This window comes from Halobacillus seohaensis (assembly GCF_042663045.1).
Classification (GTDB): domain Bacteria; phylum Bacillota; class Bacilli; order Bacillales; family Halobacillaceae; genus Halobacillus_A; species Halobacillus_A seohaensis.
In genome coordinates, this window is sequence record NZ_JBHSZV010000025.1 from 162,464 (window position 1) to 188,746 (window position 26,283).

Sequence of the window (26,283 nt, forward strand, 5' to 3'; positions counted from 1 at the left end):
CCTGTGTATATCTCTTTTTTATGTTTTTAAGAACTTGCGCATCGAAGTCATACTTCCCCACAACCCAATTAATGTGCCCATTAATAATAAAATAGCCCCTAATTGGAATATGAATGGATATACTGGCAATAAATCAATAAAAAGCGTTGGATATCTAGCAGTAAAATCTTCATATAAGTATCTGTATCCAAAGATTAATAGAGTTATTGGCAATACTGAGCCAAGTACACCTATTAGAATTCCTTCTATAAAGAAAGGCCACCTAATAAACCAATTGGTTGCACCTACTAATTTCATAATCCCTATTTCTTTTTTTCTTGCAACGATCGTAATTTTAATAGTATTTGCAATTAGAAACATCGCTGTAAAGAGTAGACCGAAAATTAATCCTACTCCAATATTCCTGACAATGTCCATTACGTTGAATAGTCTTTCTACTGTTTCTTGTGCATACTCTACCTTTTCAACACTCTGCAATCCTTTAATCTCACTTGCAACTTCTGTAGTAGATTGCGGTTGATCCGTTTTTACAATATACACATCATTTAAGGGATTTTCTTCTTTAAGTGATGCAAAAGCATCACCCTCTTCACCTAAACTGTCAATGAGTTGATCTAAGCCTTCCTCTTTTGACTGAAATGTTACAGATTGAACTTTAGGTATACTAGCAATCTCATCTTCTAGACTATTTTGATCTTCTATTTCGACAGACCTTTCAATAAATACACGGATTTCAACATCCTCTTCTATCTGTGAACCTATTTCATTAAGGTTAAACAATAAAGCTGCGAACACACCTACTAGAAGTAAAGTAACAGTGACAGCAGATATAGAGGCAAATGACATCCATCCATTTCTAACTAGATTCTTTACTCCTTCCTTCATATGACGATTGATTGTATTAATCTTCATAAACATAAAAACCTCTCAATTTATATAAACAATCCAGTTTTAAAAACTTATAGTAAGTCATTTCGGTCACTTCCTAGTAAAAATTCTTGATTGTATTGTCGATTTCTCAGAAAATATGCATCTTTTTCTGCCAAATACTATTATAACAAACTTCCTTTACTAGATAAGTATTTTTTTAGTTACATTTTCATTTCATAGATTACAATTATGTAACATGGATATATAATTCATTTCGGCTTTTGTGAAACTCACACATTTCCATCCTTTCATAGGTCAAAATTCTCTTCTTCATGTAACTGCTAACTAGTTTGATGAAGCGGAAGATGAAGAGTTGTGCTTTATTTGATCCCGCACATTCTAACTTAGCTCATAATCTAAAATGGGCGTCTTCCATGGTTCTAGTGGTTTTCGTACGCTCTTGAAAGTAGAAGCGAAGGGCAGCTGCCTGGCTACTATTAATCAATGTGTCTAGGAATGCTTCTCACTTTTATAAGTTGTTTGTTCATAAAGATCTAAGAACCATTTTTTCAAGAAATCATCTCTGGGGATTTTTCTGATATTTTTCTTGTCTTTGATACCGTCTTTACTTAAGTCGAGAAGGTCGATTAAGTAACACGAATCGTCCCCATTTCAAACCTTTGATTTGTCCGTTGTGTGATTTTCTTACCTGTTCAATTCCTATCGAGGGGTCTTCCCTCATCTCCGATATGCCTTCCACAGCACACTACCGCCGTACGTGCGGATCCGTAAACCCATGCGTGATGCCAAGAGCGCAAGAAGGAGGGAAAGGCTACTGGCGATCTCCATAGCCTTTTCTTGTGTTTATTCATTCAAAAACTTTGGCTTCGAGACACCTAATGCCCTCAGTTATTGATTCTTGTCTTTAGCCTTTTCTATTATTTACATCGAATCATTCGTAGCCTTGTTCTCAACCGTTCCATCATTTTCTTGAAGAGTTATGGAGTTTCTACCAACTTAAGATAGTTGCGGCCACCTCATGTGGGTTTCCCCAACACCTCCACGGGTAAGCACATAACTCCCTATCACGCACTCGTCTCATTGGACATAACAAAAAGCAATCCTCATTAGCTATTAATGAGAATTGCTTTTGGCAGTCATAATAATCTTATAAGGTTGATACAGATTCACTAGGTTCAACTGCTTCTGCATAGGATCCTTCTTCATTAATACGTTCGACATCTGCACCGAGCAACTTTAATTTCTCCGCAAACTCAACATATCCTCTATCCAAGTGTTTCAGTTCAGTAACCCTTGTAAATCCATCGGCTACAAGCCCTGCAAGAATTAAAGCGGCTCCCGCTCTCAAGTCCGTTGCTTGAACTTCAGCCCCTTGTAAATTTGATGGTCCTTCAATAATCACACTACGACCTTCAATCTTCATCTTTGCATTCATTCGTCGGAATTCTTCTACATGCATGAAACGATTTTCAAAAACAGTTTCTGTGATCACACTTGTGCCTTTTGCACTAAGCATAAGTGCCATCATTTGAGATTGCATGTCTGTTGGGAAGCCTGGGTGTGGCTGTGTTTTTATATCCGTTGCTTTAAGGTGTTCAGGTCCGATCACGCGCAAACCATCTTCTTCTTCTTCGATCTTCACGCCCATTTCTTCCATCTTGGCCACTAGTGAGCTTAAGTGCTCATGCAATGCTCCTTGTACTAAGACATTTCCACCGGTGATTGCTGCTGCTACCATAAAGGTCCCTGCTTCAATGCGGTCTGGAATAATGTTATGAGTCGTGCCGTAAAGCTTATCGACACCTTCGATTCGGATGGTTTCTGTACCTGCACCAACAATGCGAGCACCCATTTTATTTAAGTAGTTAGCTAGGTCAACAATCTCCGGTTCTTTCGCACAATTTTCAAGAATGGTTTTTCCTTCAGCTAGTGCTGCTGCCATAATAATATTTTCAGTAGCACCTACACTAGGAACATCCAAATAAATCTTTGCGCCTTGTAGACGCCCATTTACGTTTGCTTCGATCGTACCGTTGCCTACTGTGATTTCTGCACCCATTGCTTCGAAACCTTTGAGATGCTGGTCAAGTGGGCGTGAGCCGATAGCACAGCCACCTGGAAGGGCAACTTTTGCATGGCCATAGCGGGCCAATAATGGTCCCAACACAAGCACAGAAGCCCTCATTTTGCGTACATATTCTATAGGAGCTTCTGTTAATAAATCACTAGAAGCATCGATTGTAACAGTTCTTCCTTCCATATGAACATCTGCATTCATATGTCTGATTACTTCATTGATGGTGTAGACGTCAGCTAAAGCTGGTACGTCGTGTAATACACTTTTTCCTTCGCTTGCAATTATACTTGCTGCGATGACAGGCAGTACGGCATTCTTTGCACCTTCAGCTCTTACAGTGCCTGCAAGCTGCCTTCCACCACGGACGATGATTTTATCCAAGGTTCATTCTCCTCCGCGTCCATATTCATTATTATTAATATTCAACAGTTAGTATGGGTGTGCCAATTGTAATGTTCGTTTGATTGCCCAAATTCCTTGTAGCAAACTGGACATTCATCGCCCCACTTGGTAATTCGATGGCTTTAGCCCATCTTGAAGTATAGCCAGATCTGCTCGTCCAGTTTTCTTCGATGGATTCTTCGATAGTATCTATACCGAATGATTGTTTAAATTTTTGATAGAATAAAACTTGATTAAGAATACCACTTTCTTCAGATTTAATAAATGAGTAATTAGTGACATTTTCTCTGAAAATTCGAGTTTGAATTCTATCAGCTTTTTGTTCCATCATTTGTGCTGACAGTGATTTTCTACCCTCAGAAGTTACCGTGTAAACTATATCAAAAGAGCTACTTTCTCTCGTTGGTATGATTACGATAAACCTTTCGACAAAATCATGATTTTTATGACCGTCATGATAAATGTATTTAGTGGCTTCTGAAGTGATTTCTTTAGTTATTTCAGTATTGTATAAATAATGTTTAATTTTTTCCTCTGTTTCTTTTAAATTTTCCAATTTCATAGATTCTTTTAGAGTAATATTCAGCTGTTTTACTGTTAGCTGTTCATCCTCAGCGAACGCTGCCAATTCAATTAATGGAGAGACTTCACTCCACCCCTCAGCTGTTCCTTGAGGATGAACACCAGAACCTATTACAATCGCTGCTATTAAAACCATTGCTAGAACTTTCATATGTAATCTCTCCCCGTTAACTTTATACCACTAAGTTTGAACGGAGAACTAGATTTTCATACGAAACAAATGATGACATCTTTAGACAACCTAACAAAACTCTTACTATTAAGAAGGGGTACAATACGTCAATAAACCCAGCATTAACTCATGTTTTAAAATAAATATGCGATGCTACTTGACCATGTAATTAAATCTAAGAAAAAATTACTTACTGATGTAGCGATGGCAATGGTGATCAGTATCATTAAAACTCTTATTTCGAACACACGTCCTTTTTGGAAAAATGCATCAAGATTCACTGCCTGTAAAACTTTCCACGTAATAATAATGAAAATAATATGAGAAGTCATACTAAGAAGTGCATCTTCTACGAAATATTGATCCATGTTTATACACCTCGCTAACTTATCTATTTAAGATTCACATGGTTACGTTTTTTTGTCAACCTTACACCCTTCGTTGTTCACGCTTTCATTGTGTCAGTTTTGTGAACAACATAAAGTGTCAAAATAAACATTTTTTGCGTAATCTGTTTTATTTCCTGGGGAATAATAATGTTTAAGTCGAAACATGTTTAGTTTTTGGTGTCTCATATAAATCATTCAGCTATCGAAGCTCGTTAGTTTTCTGAATTGTGTGGTACCTGGTACGTTGGGTGAATTGTATGGTACCTGGTACCATACAATTCCACAAAAAAGCTGCTTTCCAGAAGAAAGCAGCTTTTTTAGAAGTTATTGTCTTTTACGTCTAAACGGTTAATGGCCCGTTTCAGTGCCATTTCAGCTCTTCTGAAGTCGATATCTGATTGTTTGTTGTTCATGCGCTGTTCAGCACGTTCTTTTGCTTTACGGGCACGATCGATATCAATATCCGAAGGCTTTTCAGCAGATTGCGCCAAGATAGTTACTTTCTCTGGGCGAACTTCGAGGAACCCACCACTTACTGCGATGCGATCAGATCCTCCCTCACCTTTAAGGCGAATGGCGCTAATTGTTAATGGTGCTACCATAGGGATGTGGCCGGGTAGAATCCCAAGTTCCCCGCTTTCCGCCTTACAGCTAACCATTTCATAGGCGTCTTCTAAAATCGGGCCATCAGGAGTGACAACACTCACCGTTAGTGTGCTCATAGCTATTCCTCCTAAGGCAGATCATAAGCGCCGGTGTCAGGTGCTCTAGTATAAAAACACCTGAGTGACACTTGCAATGATATGCTTATTGCATTTCTTTTGCTTTTTCGACGACTTCTTCGATGCGGCCGACTAGGCGGAAGGCATCTTCAGGGATATCATCGTGTTTACCTTCTAGAATCTCTTTAAATCCTTTGACTGTTTCGGACACTGGGACGTATGAGCCTTTTTGTCCGGTGAACTGCTCAGCTACGTGGAAGTTTTGAGATAGGAAGAATTGGACACGACGTGCACGGGAAACTGTTAACTTATCTTCGTCAGATAACTCATCCATTCCCAAGATTGCAATGATGTCTTGTAATTCTTTATATCGTTGTAGAATTTGTTGAACATCCCGAGCAATCTCGTAATGTTCGTCTCCTACGATTTCTGGGTCAAGAGCTCTTGAAGTAGAAGCCAGTGGATCCACAGCTGGGTAAATTCCTTGTTCTGATAATTTACGTTCAAGGTTGGTTGTTGCATCTAAGTGGGCGAACGTTGTTGCAGGTGCAGGGTCTGTATAATCATCGGCAGGTACATAAATCGCCTGAATGGATGTTACAGATCCTTTATCTGTTGATGTAATACGTTCTTGTAATTGACCCATCTCCGTAGCCAAGGTTGGTTGGTAACCTACGGCTGACGGCATGCGACCAAGTAATGCAGATACTTCTAGACCACCTTGTGTGAAACGGAAAATGTTGTCGATGAAGAATAGAACGTCTTGTCCTTGTTCGTCACGGAAGTATTCAGCCATTGTAAGACCTGTTAAAGCTACACGCATACGAGCACCTGGTGGTTCGTTCATTTGTCCGAATACCATGGCTGTGTTTTTAATTACTCCTGAATCTTTCATTTCATAGTAAAGGTCGTTACCTTCACGTGTACGCTCGCCAACACCTGCGAAAACGGAAATACCACCGTGTTCTAGTGCAATGTTGTTGATAAGCTCCTGGATTAATACTGTTTTACCTACTCCAGCACCACCGAATAAACCGATTTTACCACCTTTTACATAAGGGGCTAACAAGTCTACTACTTTAATTCCTGTTTCAAGAATCTCTGTATCCGTAGCCAAGTTTTCAAATACTGGTGCTAAACGGTGAATTGGGTCGCGACGAACATCACTTGGCAGTGGTTCGTCAAGATCGATATTGTCACCAAGTACGCTGAATACACGTCCTAGTGTCACGTCACCTACAGGTACAGTGATCGGTCCACCTGTATCGGTTACTTTTGTTCCTCGTTGTACACCTTCAGTTGAAGACATCGCAACGGTACGAACAGAGTTATCCCCTAGATGAAGGGCCACTTCTAGTGTAAGGTCAACGTTTGTTTCATTTTCAGATTGTGCAACGTAGCTTACGTGCACGGCGTTATTTATCTCAGGGAGTTGACCGTCGTCGAATGCTACGTCAACTACCGGTCCCATGATTTGGGTTACACGTCCAGTACTCATCGATTTCCCTCCTTACTAACTTTTCAAAAAAATAAACAATCTACTCGAGGGCAGCGGCACCGCCAACGATTTCGGTAATCTCTTGGGTGATGGCTGCTTGGCGGGCACGGTTGTATGAAAGTGATAGATCTCCAATTAAATCATCAGCATTATCTGTTGCACTCTTCATAGCTGTCATACGAGAAGCGTGCTCACTAGCTTTTCCATCAAGCAATGCGCCAAAGATGATACTTTCAGCGTATTGCGGGAGCAAAACTTCCAAAATATCTTCTTGGTTAGGCTCGTACTCATAAGAGCTTGTAGCAGCTTTGCCTTCTTTATTAATATCTGTTAATGGAAGCACCTTTTTCTCTGTTACTTCTTGTGTCATGGCACTTACATAGTGGTTGTAATAAATGTTTAACTGATCGATTTCACCGTCTGTAAAAAGTTGAACCGTTTCAGATGCGATATCTTTAATATCTGCAAAATCTGGCTGATCAGCTAGTCCAGTGATATCACGATCAACCGGCATATTACGTTTACGGAAAAAGTCTCGCCCGACACGTCCCATCGTAATCAATGCATACTCATCTGCTGATGTATGGTGCTGATGAATTTGCTGATACACTTTACGCAAAACACTGCTGTTATAAGCTCCAGCTAATCCTCGATCCGATGTAATGACTAAATATCCAGTTCGCTTCACTTCACGGGCTTCGAGCATCGGATGACTTGCATCACCACCACCTGCTGCGATACTTGCAACGACTTCTTGGATTTTTTCACTATACGGAATGAAGTTTTGTGAGTTTTGTTCGGCACGGTTCAATTTGGAGGCGGAAACCATCTCCATAGCTTTCGTAATTTGCTTTGTTTTTTTCGTTGAAGTAATCCGTCCTTTAATATCTCTAAGGGATGCCACGCTGTTTCACCACCCTTTCTAGCTATTTAAAGCATTTAGAGTTCTGCACCTTCACTTTTTAAACCTAGCTTCAACACCCTATTTCCAAGGTGCTTCGGCTTTTATTCTGAGATGGCAAAATTTTTCTTAAATGCTTCTACAGCTTCATTCATATCTTCTGCTTCAGCCAATTTACCTGTTTGACGAATTTGAGAGAGAAGATCTTTACGGTTGTTATCCAACCACATGTGTAGTTCGCTTTCGAAGCGAGTAATGTCTTCTACTGAGATATCATCTAAATAACCTTTCGTAAGTGCGTAAATAGTCATAACCTGCTTTTCAACTGACAGTGGTTGGTGAAGTCCTTGTTTCAGTACTTCTACCGTACGCGCACCACGATTAAGTTTCGCTTGTGTTGATTTATCAAGATCTGATCCGAACTGGGCAAATGCTTCTAGTTCACGATAAGACGCTAAATCTAGACGCAACGTTCCGGCTACCTTCTTCATCGCTTTAATCTGTGCAGAACCACCTACACGAGACACGGAAAGTCCGGCGTTAATAGCTGGACGTACACCTGAGAAGAACAAGTCGGATTGCAAGAAAATTTGACCATCGGTAATTGAGATTACGTTTGTAGGAATATAAGCAGAAATGTCACCAGCTTGTGTTTCAACGAATGGAAGAGCCGTTAATGATCCTCCACCTTTGTCGTCACTAAGCTTAGCAGCACGCTCTAATAAACGAGAGTGCAGATAGAATACATCTCCTGGGAATGCTTCACGACCCGGAGGACGACGTAATAGCAAGGAAAGCTCACGGTAAGCTGCCGCTTGCTTCGACAAGTCATCATACACAACAAGTACGTGTTTGCCATTGTACATAAAATCTTCACCAAGTGTAACACCTGCATATGGAGCAAGGTAAAGAAGTGGTGCAGGTTGAGATGCACTCGCTGTAACAACGATCGTGTAATCAAGCGCTCCGTGGCGACGTAACGTTTCTACTGTAGCACGTACTGTTGATTCTTTTTGTCCGATGGCTACATAAATACAAACCATATCCTGGTCATGTTGGTTTATAATCGCATCGATCGCAACAGAAGTTTTACCTGTTTGGCGGTCACCAATGATTAGCTCACGCTGTCCACGACCAATCGGAACTAGGGCGTCGATCGCTTTAATTCCAGTTTGAAGTGGTTCATCTACCGATTTACGATCCATTACTCCAGGTGCTGGTGATTCAATCGGACGACTTCTCGTTGTTTCAATTGGACCATGACCATCAACGGGTTGTCCAAGTGGGTTAACGACACGTCCAAGCATGTTCTCCCCTGTAGGAATTTCCATGATACGACCTGTACGACGAACTTCATCGCCTTCTTTAATATCTGTAAATGGTCCAAGAATGACAAGACCAACGTTACTTTCTTCTAAGTTTTGCGCCATTCCCATGACACCATTAGAAAATTCAACAAGCTCTCCAGCCATGCAGTTATCAAGACCATGTGCACGTGCAATACCGTCACCAACTTGAATAACTGTACCTACATCGTTGACTTCAATATCTGATTCGTAGTTTTCAATTTGCTGCTTGATCAGCGAACTGATTTCTTCAGCTTTGATGCTCATGCCATTTCACCCCTATCATCTATTATTCGGAGAAACTAACTCACGTTCCATTCGGTTAAGTTTCCCTCTGACAGAACCATCAAAAATGCGATTTCCGACACGAAGACGGATACCTCCAAGAATGGAAGATTCAACAACATTTGTAAGGTTAAGTGATTTTTTGCCCATTTTCGGAGCAAATTTTTCTGAAATACGCTGTTTTTCTTTATCTGAAAGTGGACTGACAGAATAAACAGTTGCATCTGCAATTCCTTTAAGATCGTTCGTTTTTAGAATGAAGTGATCTACCATATCAAGGATAATCTCTTCTCGGTGACGATCAACTAACAGCATAAGAGTGTTAAACGTTTCTTTTGAAAATCCTTTTAACGAATTATTCAATAATTCCTTTTTTTGACTCGTCGATAAACGAGGATGCTTCAGGAATTTCTCGAGTTCTTTGTTATTCTGAAAGATGTCTCTCAATGTACGTAATTCTGTTTCGATCTGATCTATATTGGATTGTTCTTGTCCGAGTTGAAAAAGAGCGGTAGCGTAACGTTTGGCAATGATCGTTTCACTCATCGCTCTTCCCCTGCCTCGTCAATATATTGGTTAATGAGTTCTTGCTGATCTTTTTCAGAAAGTTCTTTTTCAATGACTTTCGATGCGATCATAACAGACATCGAAGCTACCTGATCTTTAAGAAGTTGAACGGCTTTATCGCGTTCTTGTTCAATATCCTGACGGGCAGAAACCTTAGTGCGTTCTGCTTCCTTTCGAGCCGACTCTACAATGTCACGCTCTTGTTGAGTAGCAGTCTTGCGTGCTTCCTCAATAATACTCTGTGCGTCTTGACGCGTCTTTTTCAATTCTTCAGTAGCTTCACGATGTTGAATCGCGGCTTCTTCACGACTTTTTTCAGCTGTTTGTATTTCATTTGCGATATAATCTTCACGTTCTTTCATCATGTTCATCAATGGACCCCACGCGAACTTTCTCAAAAGTACGAGTAGTACAATGAAGAACAATAACTGAATGAGCATATCGCCTATAGCAAATCCTGTAGCACCCAGGACTAGATTTGAAGTTAATCCTTGCACAGTTGTCACTCCTTTCCAACCTATTAAAAAAAGCGGAGGTGTCCGGTTTAGGTCCGAACTGCATAAGCAAGCAATAGTGAAATGTTCTTCCTTCACGCAAGCGATCGACTTATGACCTCAAGCGGCTAAGCGCCGCAGCTAGACACTAAGAAAAGTGGAGAGCTTTGTACAGCACTCCAATAGTAAACGGCATAGCGCCGAAGTTTTTTATATTAAAAACAAGGGTAGTTACATTCAAGAGGTATAAAGGAAAGGCGAAGATTCACGAATTATGAACTTCGCCATCGTCTTTACCTTTACTGGAACATTACGATAAATGCGATAACAACACCGATAATTGGTACTGCCTCAACTAGTGCAACACCAATGAACATTGTTGTTTGAAGTGCACTGCGCAATTCTGGCTGACGCGCAATTCCTTCTACTGTACGACTTACGATTAGACCGTTACCAATACCAGCACCAAGTGCCGCCAAACCTACTGCGATTGCAGCTGCTAATAGACCCATAATGAAAATCCTCCTCATATTTTGTAAAGAAATTTTTTATGCTTTTATTTTAATGGTCGTCGCTCACTTTGTGAGACATGTAAACCATCGTTAACATAACGAAAATAAATGCTTGAATGAAACCGATAAATGTACTAAATCCCATCCATGCAACCATCGGAATTGCAGACCCGATGAATCCTAGCCAACTTGTTGTAGCTAGTCCAACTAGCAAGGATAGTAAAATTTCCCCTGCGTAAATGTTTCCATAAAGACGTAAACCAAGTGTTAGCGTGTTGGAAAACTCTTCAATGATCTTAAATGGTAATAAGAATGGCAGTGGTCTGACAAATCCTTTACTGTACTCTTTAGTACCTTTGAGCTTCACCCCATAATAATGGGTTAAAACGATTACCATGACAGCTAATGTCATCGTAATTCCCGGATCCGCTGTTGGTGATTTCCACCAGAGATCATGACCAACGACTCCGTTAGTAACAACCCCGAGCATATTTGAAACAAATATGTAGGCAAATAATGTAATACCTAAAGGAAGGAAGAGCCGCCCTGTGCGCCAGTCCATATTCGAACCGATAATACCTTTTATGAAATCAATTAACCATTCCATAAAGTTTTGAAATCCTGTAGGGTATCGTTGCATTTTCCTTGTGGCTGCAACCCCTAGAATGAATACAATTAATGAAGCAACAAACATCATTACTACGTTGGATAAATTGAAATCCAGCCATGGAATCCCAAATGCATCCTCCCACATCGGTGCTTCGTGATTCAATCTGTTCACCTCTCTTCCATCATGCTAATCTGTTGATTTGTTGAACAGGTAATCTATAAAAATGACAATGTAGGCTGTCATTAAGCCCAATACTACAGAGATCAAGTGGATCTGTTCTTCAAATTGAAGGGCGATCACAACGGCTAATGCTCCTGAAGCGAGTCGCGTAAAAGTGCCAATCCCTCTAGTGGTATGATTGCTCTCTGAAGATTCGCCAAACTTAAGAATCTTCCGTTGCATTAGCCAGAGGTTGTAGAAACTAAGGATGCTTCCTAAAAGAAGTCCGAGGAAAACTGGTTGCCAAGGCGTTATACCCCAACCTAAAACGAGAAATGCTAGAAGGTAGAACATCCATTTTCGCTGACGGGTCATCATCTTTTGATAATCTTCCAAATTAATCGTCTCCCGTGTACGTTCGTACTCAATGAATGGTTCTATGTACCAATTCTAAGCTTAGGAATAGCCCTTCGATTAGAAAAAGTGAATCTGCGGAAAATAATTGAGGCCCATCTCCTAAAAAAACACCAGCAGTGGTACCCCTGCTAGTTAGCCTTAGTGCATGAATTGGTATGAATTTCATGAACATCCTTATTCATTAGTAAAAGGCATGTTATGCATGAAAACCTTATCATTCCACACTATGCAAGAATACAATACCCCCCTTTTGATGTCAACGTGTTTACGACTAAAAGTACAAATACACGACAAAGAATGATCACATTTTCGTCACATTTTTCACAAACTGAAGTACATAAAAAAATAGCCGCTCGGGCAGCTATTTAAAATCTTACAGGAAAAGGATAACTAAACTTTTCCCCATCAATTTCTACAGTTACAACAGCAATATATGATCCGACAAAATCATCGGTGATCTTCAAATCGACTTTCCCTTCATTTAATCCTTCTTCGGGATCATCAAGCTCAAGAAGTTTTCCATGGTGAAGCATCGTACCTGAACGATATAAATCGACGGTTAATTTGTCCACAGTTTCTGTTAGATTAAAACGATAAACTAAGTCTCCATTGCTATCCCAGTCCTTAGAAAATTCCAAGCCAGTAATTTTTTCGTAATCTGCTGTGTCCATCATAAATAAATAAGGTATATGGTACTCCTGCGTATCACTTTCCACCTCAATATACCCTTCATGTATCCCTTCCTTCACAAATCCGTTTGTTATTTGGACCTCTAGCGGTATCACTACTTCTTCCCCAGGTGATACATGAAAAGAAGGTGGAACGGACCAAGCAAGACCAGCTTGTTTCTTTGGCTGCTTAAACCTTATCGTTTGAGTCTCATCTCCTTGGTTACGAATACTTATATCGACTTCTTCCCGAAAAAAAGATCCTTCTACTTTTCCAAAATTTAATGCTCCTGGCTTGATCCATAATTCTGGTTCAAGTGCAGCGGCTGTATCCACGTACCCTGCCCCTTGCTCCGTTGGCGGGAATGAGCTGCTTTTTGATTTTTGTAAAAGGTTCGCTGTACTCATTAGTGATGTCTTAATATCCTCAGGACTCCATTCAGGATGGGCTTCTTTTAAGATCGCAGCGACACCAGCAATGTGAGGAGCGGCCATACTCGTACCTTGTAAAACTTGGTATCCTCCAGGAACTGTACTTATGACATTCACACCCGGCGCAAGAATATCAGGCTTCACACTCCAACTAGTGGTGACAGGTCCTCTCGAACTAAAAGGTGCAATCGTATGGGCTATTTCACGTTGAATTGTTTCTACCCACTGATCCTGCTTGATTGCTTTCTCCTTCAGCCACTTCCCTTCTCCTTTTGTAACAGCTGCTACTGGGATTGGTAACTGCTTACCTTCTATAGATCCTTTCAGCTGGTCCTCGCTATTATTGACGATAATCACAGCTTCTGCTCCTTTTTGATAAGCGAGCTCGGCTTTCTCAGCAAAATCAGTCCCCCCACGGTCAATTAGCACAATTTTTCCTGTGATCTGGTTGAAATTATTTCCTGATATATGCTGAACCGGGAATTTCCTGCTGAGATCCCATGGATTTGAGCCTTGTAAAAGTTGAACTTTAATTTGTCGATCCTCCCCTGGAACAGTGAGAACAGATTGCTTAGTAGGTAGAGATGAAGCTCCAACTGTGATCGCATTGGGAGAAGTAGCAGGCGAACCAATTGTCCAAGTATTAGGACCAGAATTTCCAGCTGCCACTACGACAGTCGTTCCAAGTTTAATTGCCTGATCTACCGCTTTCGTCGTCGGCCAGTCCGGACCGTTGACATCATTACCAAGCGAGAGATTAATGACATCCATTCCATCCTCAACAGCCTCTTCGATAGCAGCGATCACTTGTACTGAACTCCCCATCCCACCTGGACCGAGTGCTCGATAGGCGTACAGATCTGCTCCAGGAGCAACACCCTTCATATCACCGTCCGCCCCAATAACACCTGCTACATGAGACCCATGAATCGTTGCCCCCATCTCAGTTGTTTCCATCGGATCGTCGTCAAAATCAATTAAATCAAATCCGCCGCGAAAATTCTCTTTTAAATCAGGATGTGTGTAGTCGATCCCTGTATCAATCACACCGACTTTCACCCCCTCACCTGTAAAAGGAGTATTCGGACGGACGATATCTGTTGTTAGTGATGGAATAGGTGTCGAAAGTTTTCCTTGTGTTGTATAAGTTTTAACAGGATATTGATTAACAACTTCACTCAGCCGAGAAACTTTCTCCAATTCATGCGGTGTCCCTCTAATGGCAACCCCATTAAATATAGTCTCGTACTCCGCAACTACTTCAAGCCTCGGGAGTCTTGATTCCATCTGGCTTTTAAATGCAGCAGAAGTCGTATCCTTGAGTTCGAGAATGATCGTGATTTCTTCATCAGGTTCAGGCTGGCTGAATCCCGTTAAAAGGAGTACAGTTAGGAGGATTACGGCGATTTTGTGCGGCATATAAAAGTGTCTCCTTTTTAACGATAGTTTGTGTTTTCCAGTCGGGGTTATGCGTTGATTTTGGATTTTTGCCCGGGAGTTTTTAGCAGGTTTGGTAAAGGACAGAGACTTGCAGCCGGTTTTCTTCGTATTGTTGTTTCAAGCGGTTAGAACAGATTTGCAAGTTTTAATCAAAAAAATCCAACCTCTCCGATTTAAGAAAGGCTGGATAACTTACAGTTTATTCTATTTCAAATGCGTCTGGTCTATCCTCACGATGATCAAAAAAGTATCGGATCGCTTCGGCAATGCGACCGGAAGCTTGACCGTCGCCGTAAGGGTTGGAGGCCTTCGACATCGCTTCATGTTTTTCGTCATCTGATAAAAGTTCGTTAGCAAGGTTAAAGATGTGGTCCTCTTCAGTGCCAGCGAGCTTTAATGTTCCAGCATCAATACCTTCAGGCCGTTCGGTTGTGTCACGTAAGACAAGCACCGGCACTCCTAAGGATGGAGCTTCCTCTTGTACACCGCCTGAATCAGTTAAAATTAGATGAGCACGGGAAGCAAAGTTATGGAAATCGATAACATCAAGAGGTTCAATTAACTTGATTCGGTCATCGTTACCTAAAATTTCATCCGCTGTTTCTTGAACTACAGGATTTAAGTGGACCGGATAAATAACATGGACGTCTTCATGGGTTTCCACTAACCGTTTTATGGCACGGAACATCTGCTTCATATTATTGCCGAGGTTTTCCCGACGATGGGCAGTCATGAGTACAAGTCGCTTGTCGCCAATCGAATCTAACACACCGGAAGTATACTCACTATTCACCGTTGTTTTAAGTGCATCAATCGCAGTATTTCCTGTCACAAAAATGCTGTCTTTCGGTTTGTTTTCAGCTAAAAGGTTGTCACGAGACTTGTTTGTTGGGGCAAAATGCAAGTCTGCCATGACACCAGTTAATTGACGATTCACCTCTTCAGGGAACGGGGAGTATTTATCCCACGTCCGTAGTCCAGCCTCAACGTGTCCGACAGGGATTTGGTTGTAGTAAGCGGCGAGTGAAGCAGCAAACGTCGTCGTCGTATCCCCGTGGACGAGTACGATATCAGGATCAGTTTCTTTCATGACGTCGTCCAGCCCTTCAAGCGCTCGTGTGGTAACTTGGGCCAGCGTTTGACGATCCTTCATGATGTTTAAATCATAATCAGGGGTGATATTGAAAATATTTAACACTTGATCAAGCATCTGTCTATGTTGAGCTGTTACGGTGACGATAGGCTCAAATTGCTCTGACCTTTTTTTTAATTCTAAAACGAGAGGTGCCATTTTGATAGCTTCGGGGCGTGTCCCGAAAATCGTCATTACTTTAATTGGGGCAGACATAGAATCCTCCTTACTTCGTGCCGAATAGGCGGTCGCCGGCGTCGCCAAGACCTGGTACGATGTAGCCTTTTTCATTTAGTTTATCGTCTAAAGCAGCAAGGTAAATGTCCACATCTGGATGCTCGGCTTGAACGGCTTCAACGCCTTCGGGTGCAGCCACGATGCACATAAGGCGGATTTGGCGAGCCCCTCGTTTTTTCAAGGATTCAATGGCTGCATTAGCAGATCCTCCTGTAGCAAGCATTGGATCAATAACGATAAGTTCGCGTTCTTCAATATCACTAGGGAGTTTTACATAATATTCCACAGGTTGAAGTGTTTCTGGATCACGGTATAGTCCGACGTGACCGACTTTTGCGGCAGGAATAAGCTGAATGATACCATCGACCATGCCCAAACCTGCACGGAGGATGGGTACGAGACCAATTTTCTTCCCTGTTAGTACTTTGGCCTTGGCGGAGTCTACTACAGGCGTGTCGATTTCCACTTCTTCTAGTGGCAGGTCACGAGTAATCTCAAACGCCATGAGTGCAGCTACTTCGTCGACGAGCTGGCGGAAGTCCTTCGTTCCTGTCTCACTTTTACGTATGTACGTTAACTTATGTTGAATTAATGGATGGTCCAAAACATATACTTTTCCCAATGTCAGTCACTCCTTTTAATAGTTTGCATCCTGATAATTGTACAGAAAATGTCGGCAAAGAGCAAGTAGCTGCGAGATGCTATTAATAGTCAGAATTATGTGGTACCAGGCACCTGGTAGAGGACACCAAAAAAGGTATTCTGAATATTTATATTAAAATAATTACAGAGTTTGTGAATAAATGCACTTAAACACACAGCAGGATTGTTTAAGAATCGATTCCGAGATGATTGTGTGGAGAAAGGGGCGGTGGGAAAGGAGTCGCTTTCCGTGGGCGTGCGCTGAGCCTCCTCAGGCTGGCGCCTTCCGGGGTCTCATCTAACCGGCGTATCCCACTGGAGTTTTCCCCTTCCCCACCGCCCCTTGCCGTATATTTCCATCGGAATCATACTGTTCTCCGTTTTTGCTAAAGAATGAGATATCTGTTATATCTATGAGCAGTTAGGTAAGTTGTTAAAAAACGGGTATGATGGTCTATTTAAATAAAGACTCTGTGGTAATAATTTCAGTCCATAAAGAGCAGTCAGGAGCTTACCTGGTGTGTATGCCTTCCATCACCACCCCTTCTGATTTTATATTACATGATCAATAGTACAGGACCTATTCATGGCAGAAGTGGATCATTTCAATGGCAATATTCACACAGCACCCCATCTGATACTTCCGTTCTCCCCACAAAAGCAAGAAGGTCCGGGAAATTGCGAGACTCCTACCTTTAAAAGCGGAGGCGCCTTGGTCAGCGGCGTATGGACTGGACTGAGCTGTCGGAGATAAAGGAAACACGAAGAACATCGTGATTCGATGTTGACTTATCGTACAGAAGCGAGGGAAGTCTCACTAGCCGCTAGGCGCTGGAGCTGGATAACGCCGATGTGATTGATGAACTAGATTTAGCCTTCGTCCTTATAAAACGTAAGAGCTGGGATGAACATGATTGGTGAGATCCCGCAAGGCGTAGCCTGAGGAAGCTCACCACACGCCCACGGAAAACGAGTGATTTCCCGGACCTTCTAACGCCATCCTTTGTAGCGGAAACCACCAGAATGTCTCGAATCTGAGTATTCCACAATCTGGGCTTTAGTTCAATAAGCAATTGAAAAGAAATAAAAGAAAACCTCAGTTCAGTGAACTGAGGTTTTTCAAATGTAACGGACCCTGTTACCAAACAGGTGAACTTTTTCCCAAATTGATTATGGCGTGCTTGGCATTAGTGATTGGTATAGAGGAAAGTGGGCAGTTAGTTCACTTACGCCTTCTGCTGCTTCTTTTAACTTTTCCTCGTCATCGTGATTCTTTAGAGTAAAAGCGATTAAATTGGCAATTTCTTTCATCTCTTTCTCTGCAAATCCACGACTTGTTACAGCAGCTGTTCCGATACGGATCCCACTCGTTGTAAATGGACCTTCTGGATCAAAGGGAATCGTGTTTTTATTGGTTGTAATTCCAACAGCATCAAGAGCCTTTTCAGCTACTTTTCCTGTTAAGCCTAGTTCGCGCAAGTCGAGCAGCAAAAGGTGATTGTCGGTTCCACCAGAGACGATACGAACACCATTCTCAGTTAAAGATTGCGCTAACTGCTTAGCATTTGCAATGATTTGGCGGGAGTATTTTTTAAAATTAGGTTGCAATGCTTCTTTAAATGAGACAGCTTTTGCTGCAATGATGTGCATAAGTGGGCCACCTTGCATGCCAGGGAATACGGATTTATCGATTTTTTTCGCATATTGTTCTTCACAGAAAATCATACCACCACGTGGTCCGCGCAACGTTTTATGAGTTGTAGTTGTCACGAACTGAGCGTGTGGCACTGGATTAGAATGTAAACCAGATGCAACGAGTCCTGCAATATGAGCCATATCTACCATTAAGTAAGCTCCTACTTCGTCAGCGATTTCTCTGAATTTGGCAAAATCAATTTCACGCGGATATGCACTAGCACCGGCTACGATCAGCTTAGGTTTTACTTCTTTTGCTTTTTCTAAAACTGCATCATAGTCAATACGCTCGTCTTTTTCAGTAACGCCGTATTCTTCGAAATTATATAGGGTTCCACTAAAGTTTACTGGGCTACCATGTGTTAAGTGTCCACCGTGACTTAAGTTCATACCTAGAACGGTATCGCCAGGGTTTAGAACGGTAAAATAAACGGCCATGTTTGCTTGTGCACCGGAATGAGGCTGGACATTTACATGCTCCGCTCCGAAGAGTTCTTTAGCACGATCTCTTGCCAAGTTTTCAGCAACATCGACGTGCTCGCAACCTCCATAATAACGGCGTCCTGGGTATCCTTCTGCATATTTGTTCGTCAAGACTGACCCCATGGCTTCCATAACAGCTTCTGATACAAAGTTCTCAGAGGCAATAAGTTCGATATTGTTTTGTTGGCGATTTTTTTCGTCCATTATCGCTTCGTACAGTTCAGCATCCGATTGTTTTACATGTTCCATAGTAAAAAATCCCCTCTCTGATTCCAACTCATTTACGCTTCATTACGTTCATACATAGCTCTCGCGCCGCCAATTAGAGGTGGACGCGTTCGAGCAACCGTGACATGTGCTTGGCCAATTGACTTTTGTTCGATCCGAAGCGGTATGGCCACTCGCTTTAAATGCATACCAATCAATGTATCTCCAATGTCGACTCCACCTTGTGCTTGAACACTCTCCACTAGCACTGGATTGTTCAGGTGCTTGAAGGCATAAGAAGCCATAGATCCTCCAGCTCGAGGCACGGGCACAGCCGTTACCTCTGTATATCCGCAAGCTTGCTGGACTTCTCGCTCAACAACAAGAGATCGATTTAAATGCTCGCAACACTGAAAGGCGAGTTTGGCACCTGATTGCTTCGAGAATTTTTGCCATTCTTCAAAAAGCACCTCAGCAATCGATTCACTACCTGATGATCCTATTCTTTCACCAGCCACTTCACTGGTAGAGCAACCTATAACAAACAGTCCGTCTTTCATATAACCCGTTTCTAACAATTGACGAGCTACAGTTGATACATCTTGCTGAATCGCCTTCACATCTGTCACTTTGCTCATCTCCTTTTTAGAAAAATGATTCACTTGCGACATGAGTGGTAGACTAAAATCGTTAATGAAAAAAAGACGTTTACTTTCATAAAGTCGTCTTTACTTATCTTATCATTCTATTACTTATTCTCGTAGTCGGCAATCTTATTGATACGTTTTTTATGACGACCGGCCTCAAACTCTCCTTGAACCCATGTTTTGGCGATCTCACGCGCTAAACCTGGACCAATCACACGTTCACCCATACACAGCATGTTGGAATCGTTATGCTGACGGGTTACTTTTGCCGTAAAAAGATCGTGGACAAGGGCTGCGCGTATCCCTTTGACTTTATTTGCAGAAATAGACATGCCGATGCCAGTCCCACAAATCAGAATACCTTTATCGAATTCACCACTTGCTACACGTTCTGCAGCCGGAAAAGCATAATCAGAAAAATCAACGGAACCTTCACAATTACAGCCGATATCTTCATATTCTATATTTAACTCTTCAAGTACTTCTGATACTTCACGACGTATATTTACTCCGCCATGATCAGAAGCTAAAATGACTTTCATGCTTAGGTCACTCTCCTCTGTCCAATATTCATTTCTTTCATTTTATAGTGACAGGTAACGAGACCTCTGTCAATTGGATATTTCACTTCCTTAAATGGCTTAAAAATCTATGCTATTGAGTTGGTTTTAAAAGATAGGAAGGTAGTGCTTGAAAGGGGGGGAGGGGGGGACGAGTAAAGCATGTCCCATCCAACGTATGAACGGGACGTCGTAGTTTAAAACTGGTTTACTCTGTTTCCTTTTCTACTTTATTGGCTAAGAGTTTGAGCGTTTGATCAAGTTCATTACGAGTTTCTCGGTAGACTTCGACACTTTGACCGTAGGGGTCTATGATATTGAGATTAGGCAATGATTCCTCAGCTTGCTTAATCACTTCAATTTCAGTATCTAATTCTTTCAACAAATGCTGTTCTAATTCGACCTCATTTAAGCTTTCATCAGCGTGACTTAACACCCAGGCCCGCTTCTCCTCAAAATGAGTATAATGATCAATTAGTTGTTTCCATTGATCATCATCTATTAAAACATATTCCTTTAATGTAAAGAGTTCCTCTTGAAAATCAGGGTATTGAAGTGCCAACGTTTGTTTATGACTTTCCGTCATGCATAAAACTAGATCTGACCATTCAAGCAGTTCCTTACTTACAGCTCTAGAAGTGTATTCAGATGATAAACCAACTTCAGCTAGCACTGCCCTCGTATGTTCACTGACTGAATGTCCATCCTCTGCAAAAATACCGGCGGATTTCACATTCGCATTATGTTTTTTCGCTTTCATGAGGGCTTCCGCCATGGGACTTCGACAAGTATTTCCCGTGCATACGAACAAAATATTCATTGTAGGTCACATTCCCTTCCTCATCATTCCTTGTCACCTATTCTAACACACGTATTCCCTGCAAAAAATTTTTTAGAAAATTGTGTAAAGGCCTAGAGCACATAAAATGCTCCCTCCAAATATTTCACTGTAAGCTCCTACATAGGTCGTTGCTCGTTTACCTACAAAGAACCCCATCCACGTCAATAAGGTGCTCATAATCCCGAAGGATACAATGGAAATCAATACATTTATATTGTGAAGACCTAGACTAAAACCAATCGGAAAACTATCAATGCTTACACTAAAAGCAAACACCCATAATCCAACCCCTGCAATTGAATGAGCAGGGGAATGCCTTTCTGTAAAGGAAGCAAACACGGTATATGCCCCCATCGTCAGTAAAAGAAATCCTCCAGCTAACGAAGCCCATTCACTTATGTTAATAAATAGCCATTTCCCTAAAAGAATTCCCAGTCCTGGCATCAGCATATGTAAAAATCCTACGAGGAGCCCTGCCATTCCAATATGTTTCCATCGGACGGACTGCATCCCCATACCTAGCGAGACTGAAAAAGCGTCCATACCAAGTGCCACTGATAAAAGTATGAGCGATGTTACATTTTCTATTTCCACGAATAGCCCCCTCCTCGGACATGCTAATGTACATTATGCTGAAGAGAGAGGGTGTATGATTAGTACTGTGTGATTTTTTGGGTAGCAGCCTTACGTAAACGGTTCATAATCGCGGCACCTACACCTTTTTCACTAAAACTTTCACACAGAATGATGTCGATTTCTGCTTTTTTATAGTATCTTAAGGCACTATACAAATGACCAGCCACTTCCGATAACCTTTCTCGCGAACCACATGAAGTTACATTATCGTGATCAAGTTGTCCTGCCAATTCCCGACTTGCAATTACAGCTACACGCTGTTCATCTTCAATTAATTGATGAAGCTGACTTTTAAAAAATTCGTCATCTCCTTCAACAAGCCAAAGAGGAGACTCCGGAGCATAGTGAGTATATTTCATTCCTGGGGATTTAGGCTGCCCCTCTTGATTAGCTAGTGCTGGATCGACCATTACGTTCGGAACAACCTGCTGCAAATCTTCCTTCGTCACTCCACCTGGCCGCAAAATGACAGGGATCTCAGTTGTACAGTCGACTACAGTTGACTCCACACCTACACCCGTCGGACCCCCGTCAACAATTCCAGCAATCCGTCCATCGAGATCTTGTATCACATGGTCGGCATCAGTTGGGCTCGGTCTTCCGGATCGATTGGCGCTTGGTGCCGCTAGAGGTCGATCAGTTTTGAGTAAAATTTCTAAGGCAATCGGATCGCTTGGCATACGAATCGCAACCGTATCTAAACCAGCCGTCACGTTTTCCGCCGCAGCGTGATTGCTCGGAAAAACAAGCGTTAAGGGTCCAGGCCAAAACTTGTCCATCAGCTGTTTGGCGACTGGAGGAATGTCTGTCACAAGCTGTTCCACTTGTTTTCGATCTCCTACATGGACAATGAGCGGATTATCCGACGGACGCCCTTTTGCATCGAAAATTCGTTGAACCGCTAGTTCACTAGTGGCATCTGCCCCCAACCCATATACAGTCTCCGTAGGAAAAGCAACGACCTGTTGATCTCTCAACAATGCCGCTGCTTCTTCAATCGCTAGATTTTGTTCGTGTATTATTGTCGAATGTTTCCATACTTTTGTATGCAATGTCATGCCTGAATACTCCTTTATTCTACATGTTTCTTCTTTATATTATGAATAATTCCATGTAGAATCGCAAATTCAATGTATTTGGCAAGTAGTTTATGTATGTTTGAGCAGTAGGAGGAGCCACTTGAACGTATTTTATACGGTCTTTTTCACTACCATAACGAAGGTGAACATCCTAGATTAGAATACTTACTTTGGTCAATTTGATACATTATCAATATTAAATTTCAGGGTATCCTGTAATGTTTAGCCTTCTCTTATGGCGTTGATCGGGCGAGAAATTTGCGAACTCCTGCGGAAAAACAGACTGGATAGACTCCACAGATGAGACTCATCAGTTTGTCCGAGGAAAGCAAGCAGAGATTCTCACCCAATTACCATTTGCGGACAAAACTACAGATTATTATATTACTCAAACCACCAAATACAAATTCCGACAATATTCACAGGATATCCTCAACTTACCCACAAGGTTTTCCACATATCCATAAGTAAAATAAGCAAGTAGGTCATATCGATAAATAATCATCCACACCTTTTCCACAAAAATACTATCTATTGTGAACAAGTTGGGGTACTTATCAACAATTAATACGATATGTCCACAGTTGATTATCTTCATCCTCTAATTGAAATTGTTGATGATGCAAAAGTGTGTTTAACTCTTCTGAGTGACTTTGTACTTGAATTTCCTTTATTTCTTCTTTTTGAATGTAAGCCTGGATCAGCTCGAACACATAGAGAATGCCAGTTTTCGAAACACTACCGTTCACTTGCAAGTTTCTCAACCTTTTAACTCCACTCCCTTGATCGCTTAATATAAATGTTCCAATTTCCTGTTTTTCTTTTTTAATCGTGTACTGGCTATCATTTCCAGGATTAACTTTTTCAATATACATTGGCACCCACCTCTCTGCTATTACTCTATGAAAATAGGTGGTCTATTATGCTAGGACATTAACTTATTCCAAAGCTTCACAATGAAAAATTCCACTTCTTTTTCTTCAGGTTCTTCCGTTAAATCTTCCTGCTGATCTTCGTCTTCTTCAGCAACAGTTGACCCACTTGAAAAGTCCAGGAAGCACAACGGCGGAAATAACACACACCACCAGTTATCTCCTTCCCCTTCTCCAATGGTGATTAAAATCGCTTCATATTGACCAGCTGGATAAACATAATTCCCATATAACTTAGTTGGAAACTGAACCGAATTGTCATAGGTGGCGGTATATGTTTCGTTCAGTCCTGATTGTTTCACTGTGTCTCCTACAATCTCCTCTATTTTATCCATTCGAAACTGAATCAGTTTACGTGCCGATTCAATAGATGTTAAAGATTCAACCCATGTAGTAATTTCAGCGTTCACAGCATCGCGAACCGATCTTTTTAAATTTTGCGCTTGCTCACCGTTGTTATCAGCAAGGATTCTCAGTCGAATTGCTTCATCAGGAATCACTTGGTATTCAGCCCCGTTTACCTTTTGTTCCGTTGCTCCAAACGTTAGACTAGCAATACAAATTGTGGATAAAATAAGAATTATAATAGCATTTTTCATAAAAAATTCCCTCCCTGTTGATAACTATTGTGGACAGGGAAGGAATGTTTTAAACCTATGAATCTTTAATAGCAAAAATCATGCGATCTTTTTGATTGATGTCTTGTTCAATGGCCACCTGATAGTTCGCTAGTTTGGTGTTGAATAGTTCTTTAATGGCCCGTCCTTGGTGATGTCCGATTTCAAAGACGATCATTCGTGGCTGTTTAGATCGTTGTTGGATTTGCTGGACGATCGTTTGATAGGCGGCCAGTCCATTATGATTAGCAAAAAGGGCGAGACTCGGATCGAAATTTTTCACAGTATCGTCGAGTTGCTCATCACGGGCGATATAAGGTGGGTTTGATATGAGTACATCGATCGATTGGTCAGCTAAAGGCGCTAAGAAATTGCCAGTAAACCATTTAATAGTAGTGTCGTGTTTGTCGGCATTGGCTTTGGCTACTGTTAATGCTTCCCTTGATATATCTGTCGCCATCACTTGGCGCTCAAGTCGGGATTCCAGTTGGATGGTGATCGCGATAATACCACTACCCGTACCTATGTCAGCTATCTTTTTATCGGAAGGCCGCAGTCGTTGAAGTACCCTTTCAATGAGTTCTTCAGTTTCTGGACGGGGAATGAGTACATCTTCGTTCACTTGAAAGGTACGACCATAAAAATGCGCTTGTCCAGTTAGATGTTGGAGAGGAATACCAGTTTTTGCATGCTCCTTCACTTTTTTTATAAAAGTTTCCACATTTTCTTCTGTGATAGGATCCCGCCCGTGTGCAAGCAGCATTGCAAAACTTAGCCCCAGCATGTTTTCTAACAAAAGATCAGCGACGCGTCCTTCTCGGTTATACCTTTCTAAAAAAAGAGAAGCCCAGCGGCGGGCTTCCTCAATAGTGGTTAGTTTAGGTTCCATGTTATTCACCGATAGACTCGAGTTTCTTCGTTTGTTCTTCAATTAACAGAGCCTCGAGAATTTGATCCATATTTCCTTGTAAAACTTGATCGAGCTTTTGCAAAGTAAGGCCGATGCGATGATCGGTTACGCGTGTTTGCGGGAAGTTGTAGGTGCGAATTCGCTCAGAGCGGTCACCTGTACCAACCGCTGACTTTCGCGTCTCGTCATACTCCGCTTGAACTTCGCGCTGATGTTTATCGTAAATACGTGCCCGCAATACTTTCATCGCTTTTTCCTTGTTCTTAATTTGTGATTTCTCATCCTGACAGGAAACAACTGTGCCCGTGGGTTGGTGGGTTAAGCGAACGGCAGACATGGTCGTGTTTACACTTTGTCCACCAGGGCCGCTTGAAGTAAACGTATCGACACGAATATCTTTCTCATGAACATCAACTTCGACTTCTTCAGCTTCAGGCATAACGACAACAGTTGCCGTTGATGTATGAATTCGTCCGCCCGATTCCGTTTCCGGAACACGCTGAACACGGTGTGCTCCATTTTCAAACTTCATTTTAGAATAGGCACGCGGTCCGTTCACCATAAAGATAATCTCTTTAAAACCACCAACCTCACTCTCTGTGGATTCAATCACTTCGATTTTCCAACCTTGTGATTCCGCATAGCGAGCGTACATACGGTATAAATCCCCGGCAAATAAAGCAGCTTCGTCGCCACCTGCAGCACCACGAATTTCCATAATTACGTTTTTCTCGTCATTAGGATCGCTAGGAAGCATGAGAACTTTCAAACGTTCCTCGAGATCTGTTTTTTGTTTTGATAATTCACTAATCTCTTCCTTGACCATTTCTTCCATATCATCATCCATGCTATCCGCAAGCATTGCTTTTGCATCATCATGTTGTTCAGTTACTTCTTTATATTCGCGGTAGGCCGTGACTATTTCTTCTAAACCCGATTGTTCCTTTGAATATTCACGTAATTTATTCATATCTGAAATAATATCGGGGTCACTCAGCATTTCATTCAATTTTTCATAACGATCTTCAAGGGATTGTATACGTTCGATCAATGGTATGCACCTCTTTCTCCATAACAGTACAATTATATTATAGAGACGTG

The 26,283-nt window shown here is 41.6% G+C and carries 26 protein-coding genes; all 26 read right to left on the reverse strand.

The features are described 5' to 3' along the window. Positions 1 to 18 precede the first annotated feature (18 nt). The 26 genes from ftsX to prfA all read right to left on the reverse strand — a co-directional run bounded on the left by ftsX (position 19) and on the right by prfA (position 26,233). The gene (gene ftsX, locus ACFQIC_RS10305; protein WP_204708172.1) at positions 19 to 912 is read right to left on the reverse strand and encodes a permease-like cell division protein FtsX; all 894 of its coding nucleotides are present in this window, start codon (positions 910 to 912) and stop codon (positions 19 to 21) included. Positions 913 to 2,038: 1,126 nt separating this feature from the next. Beyond that, on the reverse strand, positions 2,039 to 3,349 hold the full coding sequence (murA, locus tag ACFQIC_RS10310; RefSeq protein ID WP_204708173.1) for a UDP-N-acetylglucosamine 1-carboxyvinyltransferase: 1,311 nt from the start codon (positions 3,347 to 3,349) through the stop codon (positions 2,039 to 2,041). Positions 3,350 to 3,383: 34 nt separating this feature from the next. Then, positions 3,384 to 4,103, reverse strand: a complete 720-nt coding sequence (locus tag ACFQIC_RS10315) for a YwmB family TATA-box binding protein (RefSeq protein WP_204708174.1) — start codon at positions 4,101 to 4,103, stop codon at positions 3,384 to 3,386. A 155-nt stretch (positions 4,104 to 4,258) separates the two neighbouring features. Beyond that, complete coding sequence (locus ACFQIC_RS10320; protein WP_204708175.1) at positions 4,259 to 4,492, reverse strand: DUF1146 family protein; 234 nt, start codon at positions 4,490 to 4,492, stop codon at positions 4,259 to 4,261. Between the two features lie 338 nt (positions 4,493 to 4,830). After that, the gene (locus ACFQIC_RS10325; protein WP_204708176.1) at positions 4,831 to 5,235 is read right to left on the reverse strand and encodes a F0F1 ATP synthase subunit epsilon; all 405 of its coding nucleotides are present in this window, start codon (positions 5,233 to 5,235) and stop codon (positions 4,831 to 4,833) included. Positions 5,236 to 5,320: 85 nt separating this feature from the next. Continuing rightward, on the reverse strand, positions 5,321 to 6,733 hold the full coding sequence (atpD, locus tag ACFQIC_RS10330; protein ID WP_204708177.1) for a F0F1 ATP synthase subunit beta: 1,413 nt from the start codon (positions 6,731 to 6,733) through the stop codon (positions 5,321 to 5,323). A gap of 40 nt (positions 6,734 to 6,773) precedes the next feature. Further along, positions 6,774 to 7,637 carry an ATP synthase F1 subunit gamma gene (gene atpG / locus ACFQIC_RS10335; protein ID WP_204708178.1) on the reverse strand — a complete coding sequence of 288 codons (864 nt, stop codon included), beginning with the start codon at positions 7,635 to 7,637 and terminating at the stop codon, positions 6,774 to 6,776. A gap of 101 nt (positions 7,638 to 7,738) precedes the next feature. Then, positions 7,739 to 9,247, reverse strand: coding sequence for a F0F1 ATP synthase subunit alpha (gene atpA / locus ACFQIC_RS10340; RefSeq protein ID WP_204708179.1), 1,509 nt, complete (start codon positions 9,245 to 9,247; stop codon positions 7,739 to 7,741). Between the two features lie 15 nt (positions 9,248 to 9,262). Further along, positions 9,263 to 9,811 (reverse strand): F0F1 ATP synthase subunit delta, encoded by a 549-nt coding sequence (locus tag ACFQIC_RS10345; RefSeq protein ID WP_204708180.1) that lies wholly within the window; start codon positions 9,809 to 9,811, stop codon positions 9,263 to 9,265. After that, on the reverse strand, positions 9,808 to 10,329 hold the full coding sequence (gene atpF / locus ACFQIC_RS10350) for a F0F1 ATP synthase subunit B (RefSeq protein WP_204708181.1): 522 nt from the start codon (positions 10,327 to 10,329) through the stop codon (positions 9,808 to 9,810). Before atpF ends, ACFQIC_RS10345 begins: the two co-directional genes overlap by 4 nt. Positions 10,330 to 10,625: 296 nt before the next feature. Beyond that, positions 10,626 to 10,838 (reverse strand): F0F1 ATP synthase subunit C, encoded by a 213-nt coding sequence (atpE, locus tag ACFQIC_RS10355; RefSeq protein WP_204708182.1) that lies wholly within the window; start codon positions 10,836 to 10,838, stop codon positions 10,626 to 10,628. A 49-nt stretch (positions 10,839 to 10,887) separates the two neighbouring features. After that, a complete protein-coding gene (gene atpB / locus ACFQIC_RS10360) occupies positions 10,888 to 11,610 on the reverse strand; it encodes a F0F1 ATP synthase subunit A (RefSeq protein ID WP_204708183.1) in 723 nt (240 codons plus the stop codon). 24 nt (positions 11,611 to 11,634) lie between these two features. Then, positions 11,635 to 11,985, reverse strand: a complete 351-nt coding sequence (locus ACFQIC_RS10365; RefSeq protein WP_390217083.1) for an ATP synthase subunit I — start codon at positions 11,983 to 11,985, stop codon at positions 11,635 to 11,637. A 404-nt stretch (positions 11,986 to 12,389) separates the two neighbouring features. Beyond that, positions 12,390 to 14,543 (reverse strand): S8 family serine peptidase, encoded by a 2,154-nt coding sequence (locus tag ACFQIC_RS10370; protein WP_204708185.1) that lies wholly within the window; start codon positions 14,541 to 14,543, stop codon positions 12,390 to 12,392. A gap of 220 nt (positions 14,544 to 14,763) precedes the next feature. Then, positions 14,764 to 15,912, reverse strand: a complete 1,149-nt coding sequence (wecB, locus tag ACFQIC_RS10375) for a non-hydrolyzing UDP-N-acetylglucosamine 2-epimerase (protein WP_204708186.1) — start codon at positions 15,910 to 15,912, stop codon at positions 14,764 to 14,766. Between the two features lie 10 nt (positions 15,913 to 15,922). Then, entirely contained in the window at positions 15,923 to 16,555 is a 633-nt protein-coding gene (gene upp / locus ACFQIC_RS10380; protein WP_204708187.1) for a uracil phosphoribosyltransferase, read from the reverse strand. A gap of 1,190 nt (positions 16,556 to 17,745) precedes the next feature. Then, entirely contained in the window at positions 17,746 to 19,002 is a 1,257-nt protein-coding gene (locus ACFQIC_RS10385) for a serine hydroxymethyltransferase (protein ID WP_204708188.1), read from the reverse strand. Between the two features lie 32 nt (positions 19,003 to 19,034). Continuing rightward, a complete protein-coding gene (locus tag ACFQIC_RS10390; RefSeq protein ID WP_390217084.1) occupies positions 19,035 to 19,580 on the reverse strand; it encodes a TIGR01440 family protein in 546 nt (181 codons plus the stop codon). A gap of 128 nt (positions 19,581 to 19,708) precedes the next feature. After that, entirely contained in the window at positions 19,709 to 20,149 is a 441-nt protein-coding gene (rpiB, locus tag ACFQIC_RS10395; RefSeq protein ID WP_204708190.1) for a ribose 5-phosphate isomerase B, read from the reverse strand. A gap of 226 nt (positions 20,150 to 20,375) precedes the next feature. Continuing rightward, the gene (locus ACFQIC_RS10400) at positions 20,376 to 20,987 is read right to left on the reverse strand and encodes a low molecular weight protein arginine phosphatase (RefSeq protein WP_204708191.1); all 612 of its coding nucleotides are present in this window, start codon (positions 20,985 to 20,987) and stop codon (positions 20,376 to 20,378) included. 72 nt (positions 20,988 to 21,059) lie between these two features. Then, positions 21,060 to 21,602, reverse strand: coding sequence for a manganese efflux pump MntP (locus ACFQIC_RS10405; protein WP_390217077.1), 543 nt, complete (start codon positions 21,600 to 21,602; stop codon positions 21,060 to 21,062). Positions 21,603 to 21,661: 59 nt separating this feature from the next. Next, the gene (locus tag ACFQIC_RS10410) at positions 21,662 to 22,696 is read right to left on the reverse strand and encodes an L-threonylcarbamoyladenylate synthase (RefSeq protein ID WP_390217085.1); all 1,035 of its coding nucleotides are present in this window, start codon (positions 22,694 to 22,696) and stop codon (positions 21,662 to 21,664) included. A gap of 584 nt (positions 22,697 to 23,280) precedes the next feature. Then, the gene (locus ACFQIC_RS10415; RefSeq protein WP_204708193.1) at positions 23,281 to 23,598 is read right to left on the reverse strand and encodes a hypothetical protein; all 318 of its coding nucleotides are present in this window, start codon (positions 23,596 to 23,598) and stop codon (positions 23,281 to 23,283) included. Positions 23,599 to 23,648: 50 nt separating this feature from the next. Further along, positions 23,649 to 24,254 (reverse strand): stage II sporulation protein R, encoded by a 606-nt coding sequence (gene spoIIR / locus ACFQIC_RS10420; RefSeq protein WP_204708194.1) that lies wholly within the window; start codon positions 24,252 to 24,254, stop codon positions 23,649 to 23,651. A 55-nt stretch (positions 24,255 to 24,309) separates the two neighbouring features. Next, entirely contained in the window at positions 24,310 to 25,161 is an 852-nt protein-coding gene (gene prmC, locus ACFQIC_RS10425) for a peptide chain release factor N(5)-glutamine methyltransferase (RefSeq protein ID WP_204708195.1), read from the reverse strand. A gap of 1 nt (position 25,162) precedes the next feature. Further along, positions 25,163 to 26,233 (reverse strand): peptide chain release factor 1, encoded by a 1,071-nt coding sequence (gene prfA, locus ACFQIC_RS10430; protein WP_204708196.1) that lies wholly within the window; start codon positions 26,231 to 26,233, stop codon positions 25,163 to 25,165. Positions 26,234 to 26,283: the final 50 nt, after the last annotated feature.